At 65.0% G+C, this 16624-nt stretch carries 16 protein-coding genes; 14 read left to right on the top strand and 2 right to left on the bottom strand.

Annotation, left to right across the window (positions count from 1 at the left end; all coding sequences use genetic code 11):
• The first annotated feature begins 52 nt into the window (after positions 1-52).
• Genes NGM28_RS08445 through NGM28_RS08435 form a run of 3 tightly spaced genes read left to right on the top strand, consistent with a single transcriptional unit; the run spans position 53 to position 3002 of the window.
• Complete coding sequence (locus tag NGM28_RS08445; protein ID WP_240065479.1) at positions 53-1195, top strand: ABC transporter ATP-binding protein; 1143 nt, start codon at positions 53-55, stop codon at positions 1193-1195.
• A 35-nt stretch (positions 1196-1230) separates the two neighbouring features.
• Complete coding sequence (locus tag NGM28_RS08440) at positions 1231-2112, top strand: ABC transporter permease subunit (protein WP_240065489.1); 882 nt, start codon at positions 1231-1233, stop codon at positions 2110-2112.
• Positions 2109-3002 (top strand): ABC transporter permease subunit, encoded by an 894-nt coding sequence (locus NGM28_RS08435; protein WP_028688537.1) that lies wholly within the window; start codon positions 2109-2111, stop codon positions 3000-3002. The genes NGM28_RS08440 and NGM28_RS08435 overlap by 4 nt, the downstream gene beginning before the upstream one ends.
• Positions 3003-3114: 112 nt before the next feature.
• Here the strand turns inward: NGM28_RS08435 and NGM28_RS08430 are convergent, their stop codons facing one another.
• A complete protein-coding gene (locus tag NGM28_RS08430) occupies positions 3115-4281 on the bottom strand; it encodes an AAA family ATPase (protein WP_252089755.1) in 1167 nt (388 codons plus the stop codon).
• A 140-nt stretch (positions 4282-4421) separates the two neighbouring features.
• Here NGM28_RS08430 and NGM28_RS08425 point away from each other — a divergent pair, with 140 nt between their 5' ends.
• From NGM28_RS08425 to NGM28_RS08375, 11 genes are all read left to right on the top strand, one after another.
• Positions 4422-5510, top strand: coding sequence for an efflux RND transporter periplasmic adaptor subunit (locus tag NGM28_RS08425; RefSeq protein WP_252089753.1), 1089 nt, complete (start codon positions 4422-4424; stop codon positions 5508-5510).
• Positions 5507-6574, top strand: coding sequence for an efflux RND transporter periplasmic adaptor subunit (locus tag NGM28_RS08420; RefSeq protein ID WP_252089751.1), 1068 nt, complete (start codon positions 5507-5509; stop codon positions 6572-6574). Before NGM28_RS08425 ends, NGM28_RS08420 begins: the two co-directional genes overlap by 4 nt.
• Positions 6571-9636 (top strand): efflux RND transporter permease subunit, encoded by a 3066-nt coding sequence (locus NGM28_RS08415; RefSeq protein WP_252089750.1) that lies wholly within the window; start codon positions 6571-6573, stop codon positions 9634-9636. The genes NGM28_RS08420 and NGM28_RS08415 overlap by 4 nt, the downstream gene beginning before the upstream one ends.
• 297 nt (positions 9637-9933) lie before the next feature.
• The gene (gene oscA, locus NGM28_RS08410; protein ID WP_011536265.1) at positions 9934-10116 is read left to right on the top strand and encodes a sulfur starvation response protein OscA; all 183 of its coding nucleotides are present in this window, start codon (positions 9934-9936) and stop codon (positions 10114-10116) included.
• A 48-nt stretch (positions 10117-10164) separates the two neighbouring features.
• Entirely contained in the window at positions 10165-11172 is a 1008-nt protein-coding gene (locus NGM28_RS08405) for a sulfate ABC transporter substrate-binding protein (protein ID WP_240065484.1), read from the top strand.
• 135 nt (positions 11173-11307) lie between these two features.
• Positions 11308-12126 carry a sulfate ABC transporter permease subunit CysT gene (gene cysT / locus NGM28_RS08400; protein WP_011536263.1) on the top strand — a complete coding sequence of 273 codons (819 nt, stop codon included), beginning with the start codon at positions 11308-11310 and terminating at the stop codon, positions 12124-12126.
• A 12-nt stretch (positions 12127-12138) separates the two neighbouring features.
• The gene (cysW, locus tag NGM28_RS08395) at positions 12139-13011 is read left to right on the top strand and encodes a sulfate ABC transporter permease subunit CysW (protein ID WP_011536262.1); all 873 of its coding nucleotides are present in this window, start codon (positions 12139-12141) and stop codon (positions 13009-13011) included.
• A gap of 3 nt (positions 13012-13014) precedes the next feature.
• The gene (locus NGM28_RS08390) at positions 13015-14004 is read left to right on the top strand and encodes a sulfate/molybdate ABC transporter ATP-binding protein (RefSeq protein ID WP_011536261.1); all 990 of its coding nucleotides are present in this window, start codon (positions 13015-13017) and stop codon (positions 14002-14004) included.
• A gap of 327 nt (positions 14005-14331) precedes the next feature.
• Positions 14332-15123 carry an energy transducer TonB gene (locus NGM28_RS08385; RefSeq protein WP_252089749.1) on the top strand — a complete coding sequence of 264 codons (792 nt, stop codon included), beginning with the start codon at positions 14332-14334 and terminating at the stop codon, positions 15121-15123.
• Between the two features lie 30 nt (positions 15124-15153).
• Positions 15154-15876, top strand: a complete 723-nt coding sequence (locus NGM28_RS08380) for a MotA/TolQ/ExbB proton channel family protein (RefSeq protein WP_252089748.1) — start codon at positions 15154-15156, stop codon at positions 15874-15876.
• Between the two features lies 1 nt (position 15877).
• Positions 15878-16279: an ExbD/TolR family protein gene (locus NGM28_RS08375; RefSeq protein ID WP_213658793.1), complete on the top strand. Its 402-nt coding sequence runs from the start codon at positions 15878-15880 to the stop codon at positions 16277-16279.
• A gap of 104 nt (positions 16280-16383) precedes the next feature.
• Here the strand turns inward: NGM28_RS08375 and NGM28_RS08370 are convergent.
• A partial coding sequence (locus tag NGM28_RS08370) for a hypothetical protein (protein WP_252089747.1) occupies positions 16384-16624 on the bottom strand: 241 nt, incomplete at its 5' end.

Raw genomic sequence — 16624 nt, 5'->3', positions numbered from 1 at the left:
CAGGCCCGCCAGCGCAGCGGCGGGCACATAAATCTTGTTGGGAGTTTCACTCATGGCAGTTGCCTCCGGTGCCTATAAGAAAGCCCTCGAGGGTGGCCAGCAACCCAAGCAGGTGCTGGTCAAGATCGACCGGGTCACGAAAAAGTTCGACGAAACGGTAGCCGTGGACGATGTGTCCCTGGAAATCCGCAAGGGTGAGATCTTCGCCCTGCTGGGCGGCTCCGGTTCCGGCAAATCCACCTTGCTGCGCATGCTGGCCGGCTTCGAGCGCCCGACCGAAGGGCGGATCTTCCTCGATGGCGTCGACATCACCGACATGCCGCCCTACGAGCGGCCGATCAACATGATGTTCCAGTCCTACGCGCTGTTCCCGCACATGACCGTGGCGCAGAACATCGCCTTCGGCCTGCAGCAGGACAAGATGCCCAAGGCCGAGATCGACGCCCGCGTGGCCGAGATGCTCAAGCTGGTGCACATGACCCAGTACGCCAAGCGCAAGCCGCACCAGCTGTCCGGTGGCCAGCGCCAGCGCGTGGCCCTGGCCCGCTCGCTGGCCAAGCGCCCCAAGCTGCTGCTGCTCGACGAACCCATGGGCGCGCTGGACAAGAAACTGCGTTCGCAGATGCAACTGGAGCTGGTGGAAATCATCGAGCGCGTGGGCGTGACCTGCGTGATGGTGACCCACGACCAGGAAGAGGCCATGACCATGGCCCAGCGCATCGCCATCATGCACCTGGGCTGGATCGCCCAGATCGGCAGCCCGATCGACGTCTACGAGACCCCGACCAGCCGCCTGGTCTGCGAGTTCATCGGTAACGTCAACCTGTTCGACGGTGAAGTGGTCGACGACGCCGAAGGCCACGCGATCATTGCCAGCCCGGAACTGGAGCGCAAGATCTACGTTGGCCACGGTGTCACCACCTCGGTCGAGGACAAGCACATCACCTACGCCCTGCGCCCGGAGAAGCTGCTGGTCACCACCGAGCAACCGACCTGCGAGCACAACTGGTCGCGTGGCAAGGTCCACGACATCGCCTACCTCGGTGGCCACTCGGTGTTCTACGTCGAACTGCCTGGCGGCAAGATCGTCCAGTCGTTCGTCGCCAACGCCGAGCGCCAGGGCACCCGCCCCACCTGGGATGACGAAGTCTACGTGTGGTGGGAAGACGACAGCGGCGTGGTACTGCGCTCATGAAACCACGAAAGCTCAAACGAGCCCTCCAGCGCTTGATCCCCGAAGGGCGGCACATGGTGATCGGCGTGCCGTTCATCTGGCTGTTCCTGTTCTTCATGCTGCCGTTCTTCATCGTGTTGAAGATCAGCTTTGCCGAAGCCGACGTGGCGATCCCGCCGTACACCGAGATCTACACGTACCTGGAAGGCAAGGTCCAGCTGGTGCTGAACCTGGCCAACTACGGCCTGCTCACCGAGGATGAACTGTACATCGCGGCCTACCTCGGTTCGCTGAAGGTGGCCCTGTTCAGCACCTTGCTGTGCCTGCTGATCGGCTACCCGATGGCCTACGCCATCTCCAAGGCCAAGAAGGAGTCGCAGACGGTCCTGCTGCTGCTGATCATGATGCCGACCTGGACCGCGATCCTGATCCGCGTCTATGCCTGGATGGGCATTCTCAGCAACAACGGGCTGCTCAACAGCTTCCTGCTGTGGCTGGGTTTGATCGACCAACCGCTGCAGATCCTCAACACCAACCTGGCGGTGTATATCGGCGTGGTCTATTCGTACCTGCCGTTCATGATCCTGCCGCTGTACGCCAACCTGGTGAAGCATGACGAGAGCCTGCTCGAGGCCGCTTCGGACCTGGGTTCGAGCACCTTCAACAGCTTCTGGAAGATCACCGTGCCGCTGTCGAAGAACGGCATCATCGCCGGCTGCATGCTGGTGTTCATCCCGGTGGTGGGCGAGTTCGTGATTCCTGAACTGCTCGGCGGCCCGGAAACCCTGATGATCGGTAAAGTGCTGTGGCAGGAATTCTTCAACAACCGTGACTGGCCGGTGGCGTCCGCGCTGGCGGTGGTGATGCTGGCGATCCTGATCGTGCCGATCCTGCTGTTCAACCGTAGCCAGGCCAAAGAGATGGAGGGCCGCGCATGAAACGCTTCAGTTTCTCCAAGCTGATGCTGGTGCTCGGCTTGCTGTTCATCTACCTGCCGATGCTGATCCTGGTGATCTACTCGTTCAACGCCTCCAAGCTGGTGACGGTGTGGGGCGGCTGGTCGGTGAAGTGGTACGTCGGCCTGCTCGACAACACCCAGCTGATGGGTTCGGTGATGCGCTCGCTGGAGATCGCCTGCTACACGGCGGTCGCCGCGGTGGCGCTGGGCACCCTGGCGGCCTTCGTGCTGACCCGGGTCACCCGCTTCAAGGGCCGCACCCTGTTCGGTGGCCTGGTCACCGCGCCGCTGGTGATGCCCGAGGTGATCACGGGTCTTTCGCTGTTGCTGCTGTTCGTGGCCATGGCGCAGATGATCGGCTGGCCCCAGGAGCGTGGCATCGTCACCATCTGGATCGCCCACACCACGTTCTGCGCCGCCTATGTGGCGGTGGTGGTGTCGGCGCGCCTGCGCGAGCTGGACCTGTCCATCGAAGAAGCGGCCATGGACCTGGGTGCCAAGCCGTGGAAGGTGTTCTTCCTGATCACCATCCCGATGATTGCGCCGTCGCTGGCGGCGGGCGGCATGATGTCGTTCGCCCTGTCGCTGGATGACCTGGTGCTGGCCAGCTTCGTGTCCGGCCCGGGCTCGACCACGCTGCCGATGGAAGTGTTCTCGGCCGTGCGCCTGGGCGTGAAGCCGGAGATCAACGCCGTGGCCAGCCTGATCCTGCTGTCGGTGTCGCTGGTGACCTTCCTGGTCTGGTACTTCAGCCGCCAGGCCGAAGAGCGCCGCCGCCGGGCGATCCAGCAGGCCATCGAGGAGGGCGCCGCGGCGAACGTCTCGCAGCCTCAGGTTCGTCGCCCGGCCCAGGCCACCGCACAAGCCTGAGCCAGGTGATCACCGTAGGAGCCGGCCTTGCCGGCGAACACCGGCACAGCCGGTGCCAGGCACCGCGGTGCCTGGTTCGCCAGCAAGGCTGGCTCCTACGGGTTGTGTCTGTTCAGCCTTGATCCGGCCAGTTCCAGGCCGGCTCATCCAGCATGCCCTGACCTACGATGCCGGTCTGTCCCAGTGTTTTCTCCAGGTGGATCGAGTTGCAGTCGTCATCCTCCTCCAGCGCCGCCACCAGCCGGGGCGCGTGCGACACCACCCATACCTGACACTCCCGCGCCGCGCGGCGGATCAGGCGCGCCAGCGCCGGCAGCAGGTCCGGGTGCAGGCTGGTCTCTGGCTCGTTGAGCACCATCATGCTCGGCGGGCGCGGCGTGAGCAGGGCCGCCACCAGCAACAGGTAGCGCAAGGTGCCATCGGACAGCTCGGCAGCGCTCAGCGGCCGCAGCAACCCGGCCTGGTGGAAACGCAGGCCGAACAGGCCGCCGGGCTGGGCGTCGACCGCGAGCCGGGCGCCGGGAAAGGCGTCGCCCACTGCGTCCTGCAGCGCCTGCAGGTCGCCGATCTCGTCGATGGTCTGCAGGGCGGCCGCGAGATCGCGGCCGTCGTGGTGCAGCACCGGTGTGCGGGTGCCCAGCCGTGATTGCCGGGCAGGGGCCTCGGCATCGGTACGGAAGTGATCGTAGAAGCGCCAGCTGCGGATCTGCTCGCGCAGATGCGGCACCTCGGGGGAGCCCTGCAGGCTGCCGACCTGGTCGAACAGGCTGTCGAACTCGGTCATGTGTTGGTGCAGCACCTGCCATTGGCGCCCATCGCGGGCCTTGACCATCCCGGCGTTGCGCTGCACCAGCTGGCTGGCCGGGCGGCACAGGGGGCCGGCCCAGATCGTCTCCTGCTTGATCTGCGGGTCCAGGGCGAACTTCGACCGGCTGGGTTCGGGCAGGCCGAGGCTGATCGCGTAGCCGAAATCCTCCCCGGCAAAGCCCATCTTCAGGCGCCTGGCTTGCTGGCGTGGCCCGCCTTCCACCGGCACCTCGCCGTTGAGCATGCGCCGGGTGAGCTTCTCGGGGCCGGCCCAGAAGGTCGACTCCAGCCCGCCCTCGGCCGCCAGCGCGTTGACCACGCCGCCGCGGGCGGTCTCGGCCAGCAGGCGCAAGGCCTTGTACAGGTTGGACTTGCCGCTGCCGTTGGCACCGGTGATCACGTTGAGCCGCCCGAGCGGCAGCACCAGCTGGTTGATCGAGCGGTAGTTGGCAATGGCCAGGGTGGTCAGCATCGGCGGTGTCCTTGAGCGTCTGGCTGGCAGTATCGCCGATAGCGCTGCGCTTTGTTGGGCTGACATCGGTGCCGTTTGTCCAACCCTGATCTACGCTTCAAACGCATCCCTCTCACCCTTTGTCGACGCAAGGAGCCTGCATGACGGTCATACGTCCGCCGATGGTCGTTTGCCTGGGGCTGCTGTTCATGCTTACGGGCTGTGGCAAGGAGCAAGCCGGCCCGGTGTTGCCCAGGGTGGCGGTGCAACAGGTGCAGCCCACCGATTTCGCCGCCCGGGTCACCTTGACCGGCGATGTGCAGGCGCGGGTGCAGACCGACCTGTCGTTTCGCGTGGGCGGCAAGATCATCGCGCGCGGCGTCGATGTGGGCGACCACGTGAAAGCCAATCAGGTATTGGCGCGCCTGGACCCGAAGGACCTGCAAAACACCGTCGATTCCGCCAAGGCCGAGGTGTTCGCCGAGCAGGCCCGGGTCACCCAGACCAGCGCCGCGTTCGTGCGCCAGCAGAAGCTCCTGCCCAAGGGCTACACCAGCCAGAGTGAATACGATTCCGCCGAAGCCGCCCTGCGCAGCAGCCAGAGCGCACTCAAGGCCGCCCAGGCACAACTGGCCAACGCCAACGAGCAGTTGAGCTACACGGCGCTGGTGTCCGAAGCCGACGGGGTGATCACCGCGCGCCAAGCTGAGGTCGGCCAGGTGGTGCAGGCAACCATGCCGATCTTCAGCCTGGCCGTCGATGGCGACCGCGATGCGGTGTTCAATGTCTACGAAGCGCTGCTGGTGAAAGCGCCCAGCGACGAGGGCGTCGTCGTCAGCCTGCTGGACAATCCGGCGATCAAGGCCGAGGGCCGGGTCCGCGAGATTACCCCGACGGTGTCCGCCGAGAGCGGCACGGTGCAGGTCAAGGTTGCGCTGCGCAACGTGCCGGCCGGGATGCAGCTGGGCTCGCCGGTCACGGCCACCGGCAACACCCAGGGCCGGCCCAGCATCGAGCTGCCCTGGGCGGCGCTGACCAAGGCGTTGAAGGAGCCGGCAGTGTGGGTGGTGGGCGAGGGCGACAAGGTCGAGCTACGCAAGGTTCAGGTGGCACGCTACCTTACTGGCAAGGTGGTGATCGCCGACGGTATCAAGGGCGGTGAAACCGTGGTGGTGGGCGGTGGGCAACTGCTGCACCCGGGCATGCAGGTCGAGAAGGTCAGCGCCAAGGACGGAGGAGCCGCGCCATGAAGCGCCAGCTGTTGATACTGTCCGCCAGCCTTATGCTGGTTGCCTGCGGCGGCGAGGAGGTGCAGCCCGAGGCGGTGCGCCCGGTGCTGTCGACGCTGGTCGAACCCCAGGTGCAGTCGCAAATGGGCCGTTTCGCCGGTGCCATCCAGGCCCGTTACGAAAGCACATTGGGGTTCCGGGTATCCGGGCGCATCGCCCGGCGCTGGCTGGATGTGGGCGCCCGGGTCAGCCCGGGCGATACCCTGGCCACCCTTGACCCGACCGACCAGCAGAACCAGCTGCGTGCCGCCGAAGGCGACCTGGCCAAGGTCCAGGCGCAATGGATCAACGCGCAAGCCAATGCCCGCCGCCAGCAGCAGCTTTACGACCGTGGTGTCGGCGCCCAGGCCCAGCTGGACATCGCCCAGACCGACCTGAAGACCACCGGCGCCGCGCTGGAACAGGCGCGTTCGGCGGTCAGCCAGGCCCGCGACCAGCTCGACTACAGCACCCTGCGCACCGACCATGCCGCGGTGGTCACCGCCTGGCAGGCCGAGGCCGGGCAGACCGTAAGCGCCGGCCAGGCCGTGGTGACCCTGGCCCGTCCCGACATCAAGGAGGCGGTGATCGACCTGCCGATCCCGCTCGCTGAACAGCTGAACAAGGACCTCACCTTCACCGTCGCTTCGCAGCTCGATCCCAGTATCAATACCACCGCCACGCTGCGTGAGCTGGAACCACAGGCCGATGCCACCACCCGTACCCGGCGTGCGCGGTTGACCCTGGCCAGCACCCCCGACGCCTTCCATCTGGGCACGGCGATCAGCGTCACCCTGTCTTCGGCGGTTAGCCCACGGAGTCAGCTGCCGTTGACCGCACTGCTCGAACGCGACGGCAAGACCCAGGTGTGGGTGGTCGATCCGCAACAGAAAACCGTGGCCACCCGTGACGTCGCATTGATCGGGCGTACCGCCGACAGCATCGTCCTGGCCTCCGGCGTGCAGCCCGGCGAGCGGGTGGTGACGGCCGGCGTGAACAGCCTCAAGCCCGGCCAGAAGGTCACCTTCGATGAGGACGCGCAATGAAAGGAAGCTTCAACCTCTCGGAGTGGGCGCTGAAGCACCAGTCCTTCGTCTGGTACCTGATGTTCGTCGGTTTGCTGATGGGGATCTTCTCCTACTTCAACCTCGGCCGTGAGGAAGACCCGTCCTTCACCATCAAGACCATGGTCATCCAGACCCGCTGGCCGGGCGCCACCCAGGACGAGACCCTGTACCAGGTCACCGACCGCATCGAGAAGAAGCTCGAGGAGCTCGACTCCCTCGACTACGTGAAAAGCTACACCCGCCCCGGCGAGTCCACCGTCTACGTCTACCTGCGCGACACCACCAAGGCCAAGGACATCCCCGAGATCTGGTACCAGGTGCGCAAGAAGATCCAGGACATTCGCGGGCAGTTCCCCGCGGGCATCCAGGGCCCTGCCTTCAACGACGAGTTCGGCGACGTGTTCGGCTCTATCTATGCGTTCACCGCCGATGGCCTGACGCTGCGCCAACTGCGCGACTATGTGGAAGTGGCGCGGGCCGAAGTGCGCGAGGTGCCCAACATCGGCAAGGTCGAGCTGATCGGCACCCAGGACGAAGTGCTCTACCTGAATTTCTCCACCCGCAAGCTGGCCGCGCTGGGCATCGACCAGCGCCAGGCCATGCAGGCCTTGCAGCAGCAGAACGCCGTGACCCCGGCCGGGGTGATCGAAGCCGGGCCCGAGCGCATCTCGGTGCGCACCACCGGGCAGTTCGCTTCGGAGAAGGACCTGGAGACGGTAAACCTGCGCATCAACGACCGCTTCTTCCGCCTGGCCGACATCGCCGATATCGAGCGCGGCTATGTCGACCCGCCGTCGCCGATGTTCCGTTTCAACGGCCAGACCGCCATCGGCCTGGCGATCGGCATGAAGGCCGGCGCCAACATCGAGGTGTTCGGCGCGGCCCTGAAGGCGCGGATGGACAGCATCGTTCGCGACCTGCCGGTGGGGGTGGGCGTGCACAACGTGTCCGACCAGGCGGTGGTGGTCAAGCAGGCGGTCGGCGGGTTCACCAGCGCGCTGTTCGAAGCGGTGGTGATTGTGCTGGCGGTGAGCTTCGTCAGCCTCGGCATTCGCGCAGGCCTGGTGGTGGCCTGCTCGATCCCGCTGGTGCTGGCGATGGTGTTCGTGTTCATGGAGTACAGCGACATCACCATGCAGCGGATCTCGCTGGGTGCGCTGATCATCGCCCTGGGCCTGTTGGTGGACGACGCGATGATCACCGTCGAGGTGATGGTCACGCGCCTGGAGATGGGCGAGACCAAGGAGCAGGCGGCCACCTTCGCCTACACCTCGACCGCATTCCCCATGCTCACCGGCACCCTGGTGACGGTGGCCGGCTTCGTGCCGATCGGCCTCAACGCCAGTTCCGCGGGCGAGTACACCTATACCCTGTTCGCGGTGATCGCCGTGGCTTTGCTGGTGTCGTGGGTGGTGGCGGTGTTCTTCGCCCCGGTGCTGGGCGTGCACATTCTCAGCAGCAGCAAGCTCAAGCCTCATGAGGCCGAGCCCGGGCGCGTCGGCCGGGCCTTCGAGGGCGGGCTGATGTGGTGCATGCGCCACCGCTGGCTGACCATCATCGGCACGGTGCTGCTGTTCGCCCTGTCGATCTTCAGCATGCGCTTCGTGCAGAACCAGTTCTTCCCGTCGTCGGACCGCCCGGAGATCCTGGTCGACCTCAACCTGCCGCAGAACGCCTCGATCGAAGAGACGCGCAAGGTCGTCGACCGCCTGGAGGCGAGGATCAAGGACGACCCGGACCTGGTGCGCTGGAGCACCTACATCGGCCAGGGCGCGATCCGCTTCTACCTGCCCCTCGACCAGCAATTGCAGAACCCGTACTACGCCCAGCTGGTGATCGTCAGCAAAGGCTTCGAGGAGCGCGAGGGCATGATGGAGCGCCTGCAGAAGCTGCTGCACGAGGAGTTCGTCGGTGTCGGCACCAACGTCCAGTCGCTGGAGATGGGCCCGCCAGTGGGCCGGCCGATCCAGTACCGGGTCAGCGGCAAGGATATCGACCAGGTGCGTCGGCATGCCATCGAACTGGCGACCCTGCTCGACAGCAACGAGCACATCGGCGAGATGATCTACGACTGGAACGAGCCCGGTAAGGTGCTGCGCATCGAGATCGCCCAGGACAAGGCGCGCCAGTTGGGGTTGTCGTCCGAGGACGTGGCCAACGTGATGAACAGCATCGTCAGTGGCGTGCAGGTCACCCAGGTCAACGACAACATCTACCTGGTCAATGTGGTGGCCCGCGCCGAGGACAGCGAGCGCGGCTCGCCGGATACCTTGCAGAACCTGCAGATCGTCACGCCCAGCGGCGCCTCGATCCCGCTGCTGGCCTTCGCCACCGTGCGCTACGAGCAGGAGCAGCCGCTGGTATGGCGCCGCGACCGCAAGCCGACCATCACCATCAAGGCTTCCGTGGTGGGTGATATCCAGCCCACCGACCTGGTGGCTGAACTCAAGCCCAGCATCGATGACTTCGCCGGCAAGCTGCCGGTGGGCTACGACGTGGCCACCGGCGGTACGGTGGAAGAGAGCGCCAAGGCCCAGGGGCCGATCGCCGCCGTGATCCCGCTGATGCTGTTCCTGATGGCGACCTTCCTGATGATCCAGTTGCACAGCGTGCAGAAGCTGTTCCTGGTGGTCAGCGTCGCGCCGCTGGGGTTGATTGGCGTGGTGGTGGCGCTGGTGCCCACGGGCACGCCGATGGGCTTCGTGGCGATTCTCGGGATCCTCGCCCTGGCTGGCATCATCATCCGCAACTCGGTGATCCTGGTGACCCAGATCGACGAGTTCGAGGAGCAGGGCTACACGCCCTGGGATGCGGTAGTGGAGGCGACCAATCACCGCCGCCGGCCGATCCTGCTGACGGCGGCGGCGGCGAGCCTGGGCATGATCCCGATTGCCCGGGAAGTGTTCTGGGGGCCGATGGCCTACGCCATGATTGGCGGCATCATCAGTGCAACGCTGCTGACGCTGCTGTTCCTGCCGGCGCTGTATGTGGCCTGGTACAAGATCCGCGAGCCGGAAAACAAAGCCCCGAAATCGCATTGACCCTGGTAGGAGCGGATTTATCCGCGATCACGGGCACCGCCCGTGCCGAGCGTCGCGGTGCCTGCATCGCGGATGAATCCGCTCCTACAAGTACCGCATTGAACCAGCGGCTCGGCCCCTACCCGTAGGAGCCGGCTTGCCGGCGAACATCGGCAGATGTGACCGGAAAAATCAGTTATATAAACATTCTTAAACAGTATTTTTAAGAATATCCGCGCCTCACTACTATGGCTCTCACGCCAGGCGCAAATCCCCTTCAAACCTCTGCCCGGCACCCTTACTCACAGGAGAACGAGCATGAGTGCATCTCTGCGCAGCATCGACGGTCAGGACGAAGCCACCATTCTGCGTGAAATCCAGAGCGCACTGCGCGACCTGCGCTTCGGCGCGGTGGAGATCACCGTGCACAACGCCCAGGTGGTGCAGATCGAACGCAAGGAGAAGTTCCGCCTGCAGCAACCCGGCGGCAAGTCCGGCTGATACCGCATCTCTTACAAAACTAGAAAAATGCCAATCGGGAGCTTCACCATGTCCATCCGCCGTTATGCGCTTGCCGCCCTGGCCAGTGCCGTTTTTGCCGGTTCCGCGATCGCCAAGGACTACGAACTGCTGAACGTGTCCTATGACCCGACCCGCGAGCTGTACCAGCAGTACAACGCCGAGTTCATCAAGCACTGGCAGGCCGCCCACCCAGGCGACCAGGTGAAGATCCAGCAATCCCATGGCGGCTCCGGCAAGCAGGCCCGCGCGGTGATCGACGGCCTGCGCGCCGATGTGGTGACCCTGGCCCTGGCCGGCGACATCGACGAAGTCGCCAAGCTCGGCAAGACCCTGCCGGAGGACTGGCAGAAGCGCCTGCCGCAGGCCAGCACCCCGTACACCTCGACCATCGTGTTCCTGGTGCGCAAGGGCAACCCGAAAGGCATCAAGGACTGGGGCGACCTGATCAAGAAGGACGTCTCGGTCATCACCCCCAACCCGAAGACCTCCGGCGGCGCCCGCTGGAACTTCCTCGCCGCCTGGGCCTACGGCCTGAAGAGCGGCGGCAGCGAAGACAAGGCCAAGGCCTACGTGCAGGAGCTGTTCAAGCACGTACCTGTGCTCGATACCGGCGCCCGTGGCTCGACCATCACCTTCGTCAACAATGGCCAGGGCGACGTATTGCTGGCCTGGGAGAACGAAGCCTTCCTGGCGCTCAAGGAAGACGGTGGCGCCGACAAGTTCGAGATCGTCGTGCCTTCGCTGTCGATCCTGGCCGAGCCACCGGTGGCGGTGGTCGACAAGAACGCCGAGAAGAAGGGCAACGAGAAGATCGCCGAGGAATACCTCAAGCACCTGTACAGCCCGGCGGGCCAGCAGATCGCCGCGCAGAACTTCTACCGCCCGCGTGACGAGAAGGTCGCCGCCGAATTCGGCAAGCAGTTCCCCAAGCTGGACCTGGTGACCATCGACAAGGACTTCGGTGGCTGGAAGACTGCACAACCCAAGTTCTTCAATGACGGTGGGGTGTTCGACCAGATCTACCAGGCACAGTGAGTACGCGGTTCGCCGGCAAGCCGGCTCCTACGAGGGGCGCGCAATACCTGTAGGAGCCGGCTTGCCGGCGAACTCCAGCAGCCTGCACCGGCCCGGGATGACCCCCGGGCTTCGTGCGTTCAACCAGGGACCTTTATGTCACGTCGCATTTCCCCCGTCATACCCGGCTTCGGGCTGACGCTGGGCTACACCTTGGTGTACCTCAGCCTGATCGTGCTGATACCGCTGGCCGCCATGTTCATCCATGCCGCGCAGCTCACCTGGGAGCAGTTCTGGAACATCGTCAGCGCACCGCGGGTACTGGCCGCGCTGAAGCTGAGTTTCGGCACCGCCCTGTTCGCCGCCATCATCAACGGTGTGATCGGCACCCTGCTGGCCTGGGTGCTGGTGCGCTACACCTTCCCCGGGCGCAAGGTCATCGACGCGATGATCGACCTGCCGTTCGCCCTGCCCACCGCCGTCGCCGGTATCGCCCTGACCGCCCTGTACGCCCCGGCGGGCTGGGTCGGCCAGTTCGCCACCGACCTCGGTTTCAAGATCGCCTACACGCCGCTGGGCATCACCCTGGCGCTGACCTTCGTCACCTTGCCGTTCGTGGTGCGCACGGTGCAGCCGGTGCTGGCCGACATCCCCCGTGAAGTGGAAGAGGCCGCCGCCTGCCTGGGCGCCAAGCCCTTGCAGGTGTTCCGCCATGTGCTGGCGCCGGCCTTGCTGCCGGCCTGGCTGACCGGCTTCGCCTTGGCCTTCGCCCGCGGCGTGGGCGAATACGGTTCGGTGATCTTCATCGCTGGCAACATGCCGATGAAGACCGAGATCCTGCCGCTGCTGATCATGGTCAAACTCGACCAGTACGACTACACCGGCGCCACCGCCATCGGCGTGCTGATGCTGGTGGTTTCCTTCATCCTGCTGCTGCTGATCAACCTGCTGCAGCGGCGTATCGAAACCCCTTGAAGGAGGCCGGCAATGTCTAGTCAAACCCTCGGTGCAACCGCCGCCGCCAACGCCGCCCGGCGTGGCAGCGCCACCTCGCGCCGCGTGCTGATCACCCTGGCCTGGATCGTCTTCGCGCTGTTCCTGGCGCTGCCGCTGGTGATCGTGGTGTCGCAGGCGCTGAAGAACGGCTTCGGCACGTTCTTCGAAGCGATCTTCGAGCCCGACGCGCTGTCCGCGCTCAAGCTCACGCTGCTGGCGGTGGCTATCTCGGTGCCGCTGAACCTGGTGTTCGGGGTGTCCGCCGCCTGGTGCGTGAGTAAGTACAGCTTCCGCGGCAAGAGCATCCTGGTCACACTGATCGACCTGCCGTTTTCGGTGTCGCCGGTGATCGCCGGCCTGGTCTACGTGCTGATGTTCGGCGCCCAAGGCCTGTTCGGGCCGTGGCTGCAGGACCACGATATCCAGATCGTCTTCGCCTTGCCGGGCATCGTCCTGGCGACCATCTTCGTCACCGTGCCGTTCGTGGCCCGCGAGCTGATCCCGCTGATGCAGGAGCAGGGCACCCAGGAAGAGGAGGCCGCGCGCCTGCTGGGGGCCAACGGCTGGCAGATGTTCTGGCATGTCACCCTGCCGAACATCAAATGGGGCCTGATCTACGGCGTGGTGCTGTGTACTGCCCGGGCCATGGGCGAGTTCGGCGCGGTGTCGGTGGTGTCCGGCCATATTCGCGGCGTCACCAACACCTTGCCGCTGCACGTGGAGATCCTCTACAACGAGTACAACCACGTCGCGGCCTTCAGCGTGGCCAGCCTGCTGCTGATCCTGGCGCTCTTCATCCTGCTGCTCAAGCAGTGGAGCGAGAACCGTATTAACCGCCTGCGCCACAGCGCCGCGGAGGAATGATTCATGTCGATCGAAGTTCGTAACGTCAGCAAGCGCTTCAACAGCTTCCAGGCCCTGGACAACATCAACCTGGATATCCACAGCGGCGAGCTGGTGGCGTTGCTGGGGCCGTCCGGCTGCGGCAAGACCACCCTGCTGCGCATCATCGCCGGCCTCGAGACCCCGGACAACGGCAGCATTGTGTTCCATGGCGAGGATGTGTCCGGCCATGACGTGCGTGATCGCAACGTCGGTTTCGTGTTCCAGCACTATGCGCTGTTCCGCCACATGAGCGTGTTCGACAACGTCGCCTTCGGCCTGCGCATGAAGCCCAAGGGCGAGCGCCCGAGCGAGAGCAAGATCGCCGAGAAGGTTCATGAGCTGCTGAACATGGTGCAGCTCGACTGGCTGTCCGACCGCTACCCCGAGCAGCTGTCCGGTGGCCAGCGCCAGCGTATCGCCCTGGCCCGCGCCCTGGCGGTGGAGCCCAAGGTGCTGCTGCTCGACGAGCCGTTTGGAGCGCTGGATGCCAAGGTGCGAAAGGAGCTGCGCCGCTGGCTGGCGCGCCTGCACGAGGACATCAACCTGACGTCGGTGTTCGTTACCCACGACCAGGAAGAAGCGATGGAAGTTGCCGACCGCATCGTGGTGATGAACAAGGGCGTGATCGAGCAGATCGGTTCGCCGGGTGAGGTGTACGAGAAACCGGCCAACGACTTCGTCTACCACTTCCTCGGCGACTCCAACCGCCTGGCGCTGAGCGAAGGGCATCACGTGCTGTTCCGTCCGCACGAGGTGTCGCTGTCGCGCCATGAGACTGAAGGGCACCACGCCGCCGAGGTGCGTGATATCCGCCCATTGGGCGCGACCACCCGGGTGACCCTGAAGGTGGAAGGGCAGAGCGAGCTGATCGAAGCCGAGGTGGTCAAGGATCACGACAGCCTGACGGGGCTGGCGCGGGGGGAGACGTTGTTCTTCCGGCCGAAGGTGTGGCAGAAGGTGGCGGATATCTGATTCGCCGAAGCAAAAGCCCGGGCATGGTCCCGGGCTTTTTTTTTGGCTGCCGGATTGTCGCGATACAGGTAGGAGCCGGCTTGCCGGCGAACGAGGGCGCAGCCCTCGCAATAATCCGATGCCTGTCACACATATTTTCCATGCCCGAAAAGCATCGAACGGCAACACCCTGGCTGGAGCCCTTTACTGACAAGGGCTCCAGAAACTCACGCAATTGAATATTCAATTCGGTTATAGCTTTAACTTTAAACATTCCTTTATGAGCTAAGCCTGGGCCCCCGATGATTCAGCCACACCCCTGAATCAACACCCCAGGAGCCTCAAGCAATGGGTAATGTCCAGATCGCCGCCCGGGCCTACGACCAGCCTTGGCGCCCCGCGCCGGGTGAGCTCGTCGAGCTTGGCCGCACCCTGCGCCTGCCGCTCGCGCAATTGCGCCTGCAACGCACGCCGGTTAGTGGCCTGAAGCGCCGCGACAAACTGGCGCTCGGCCTGCTGGTGCTGGTGCTGCACGGCGTCGCGGCGTACTGGGTCAGCCATCAGCCCACGCCCGAGCTGCCGGTCGTTGCGCCGCAGATTCCGCCCATGACCATCGAGTTCGCCGCCCCGGCGCCGCCAGTGGTCGAACCGCCGCCGCCGGCCCCTGTGGTCCAGCCGCCACCACCGCCACCGGTGGTCGACGAACTGGCTGCCAAGCCCGCGCCCAAGCCGGTCCCGAAACCCAAGCCTGCGCCCAAGCCCGTGGCCAAGCCGCAACCCAAGCCGGTCGAGGCGCCACCACCAACACCGGTGGCCGCGCCCGCACCCCCGGCACCCGCGCCACCTGCACCTGCGCCAGTCACCCCGGCTTCGGCCAACGCCGCCTACCTGAAGAACCCGGCGCCGGAGTACCCGCAGATGGCCCTGCGCCGTGGCTGGGAAGGCACCGTGCTGCTGCGGATCGAGGTGCTGCCCAGCGGCAAGCCGGGGCAGATCCAGCTCCAGAAGAGCAGCGGCCGTGACGCCCTGGACGCCGCCGCGCTGGCCGCCGTGAAGCGCTGGAGCTTCGTGCCGGCCAAGCAGGGCGACGTGGCCCAGGTGGGCTGGGTCAGCGTACCCATCGATTTCAAGCTTCGTTAACCCGCGACCGCACAAAGGAAGGACTACATCATGAGCCTGTTGGCATCCCCCCTCGAATCCGTTGAAAGCGCGGTCATCTGGCTGCTGGTCGGCTTCTCCGTCGCCACCTGGGCGCTGGCCCTGGCCAAGGTCGTGCAGTTCGTGCGCCTGAAGAACCAGGACAAGCGCTTCCACCAGCAGTTCTGGGCCGCGTCCAGCCTCGACTCCGCCGCCGAGCCCGCCCACGACCTGCCCGGCCCGGCCGCCCGCGTCGCCCAGGCAGGCTTCGCGGCGATTGCGGTCGGCGAGCCTGGCCAGGCCAATGACCTGAGCCAGGCCATCAACCACCAGGACCGCCTGGAGCGCGCCCTGCGCCAGCAGATCGTCCGCGAGCGCCGCTCGCTGGAAACCGGCCTGGCAGTGGTGGCCAGTATCGGCAGCACCTCGCCGTTCATCGGCCTGTTCGGCACCGTGTGGGGCATCATGGAAGCCCTCAAGGGCATCAGCGCGGCGGGCTCGGCCAGCCTGGAAACCGTGGCCGGCCCGATCGGCGCGGCGCTGGTCGCCACCGGCGTGGGTATCGCCGTCGCGGTGCCGGCGGTGCTGGTCTACAACTACTTCCTCCGTCGCCTCAAGCTGACCGCGGCCGACCTCGACGACTTCGCCCACGACTTCTACAGCCTGGCGCAGAAGAGTGCCTTCCGCGTGCTGGTACACCCTGCGGTGCAGCGCCAGCACACCGGCTTCACCCAACCTGTGAAGGAGGCCTCCTGACATGGCCTTCTCGACCCAGGACAGCGATGAAGTGTTGAGTGAAATCAACGTCACGCCGCTGGTGGACGTCATGCTGGTGCTGCTGGTGGTGTTCATCGTCACCGCGCCGCTGCTGACCAACGCCATCCCCATCAACCTGCCCAAGACCGAGGCCGTCGCCCCGGTGGAGCAGAAGGACCCGTTGGTGGTGAGCATCGATGGCAGCGGCAAGCTGTTCATCAACAAGGACGAGATCCAGCCGGACCTGCTGGAGACCAACCTAAAGGCCGCCAAGGGCAAGGATGCCGAGCTGCGCGTGCAGCTGCAGGCCGACGATGGCGTGAACTACGGCGAGGTCGCCCGGGCGATGGCGGCCATCGAACGGGCCGGCATCAGCAAGCTGGCGGTGATCACCGCACGCTGACCGGCAAGACCCTCTTCAGGCAAGCAATTCTCGCAGGTGCGTTGGGGCCATATCTCTTGGCAGGGGTTGGCCCCTTTTTTTATGCCCGGGCCAGCTTCCTCGGATCACTCGTTTTGGCCTTGTTCGGGAAATCTGACTTTCTGGTCAACTGCGCAAGAAGTTGCGCACTCAAATGTGGATAAGTGTGTGAATACATTGATGTAGAGCATGCGCAGCAAGGCCTGCAGCCAACTGCGCAACTTTTTGCCACCACTGCGCAAAAAGTTGCGCAACTTTTGGATGGTTTTTTCTTTCGAGAGCATCCAAATGGATGCATGACGTTTGTAAGTAGTTGAAAATACTAAG

It is taken from the genome of Pseudomonas sp. MWU13-3659 (genome assembly GCF_023757525.1).
Classification (GTDB): Bacteria; Pseudomonadota; Gammaproteobacteria; order Pseudomonadales; family Pseudomonadaceae; genus Aquipseudomonas; species Aquipseudomonas entomophila_E.
This window is presented reverse-complemented; position numbering and strand designations above follow the sequence as displayed.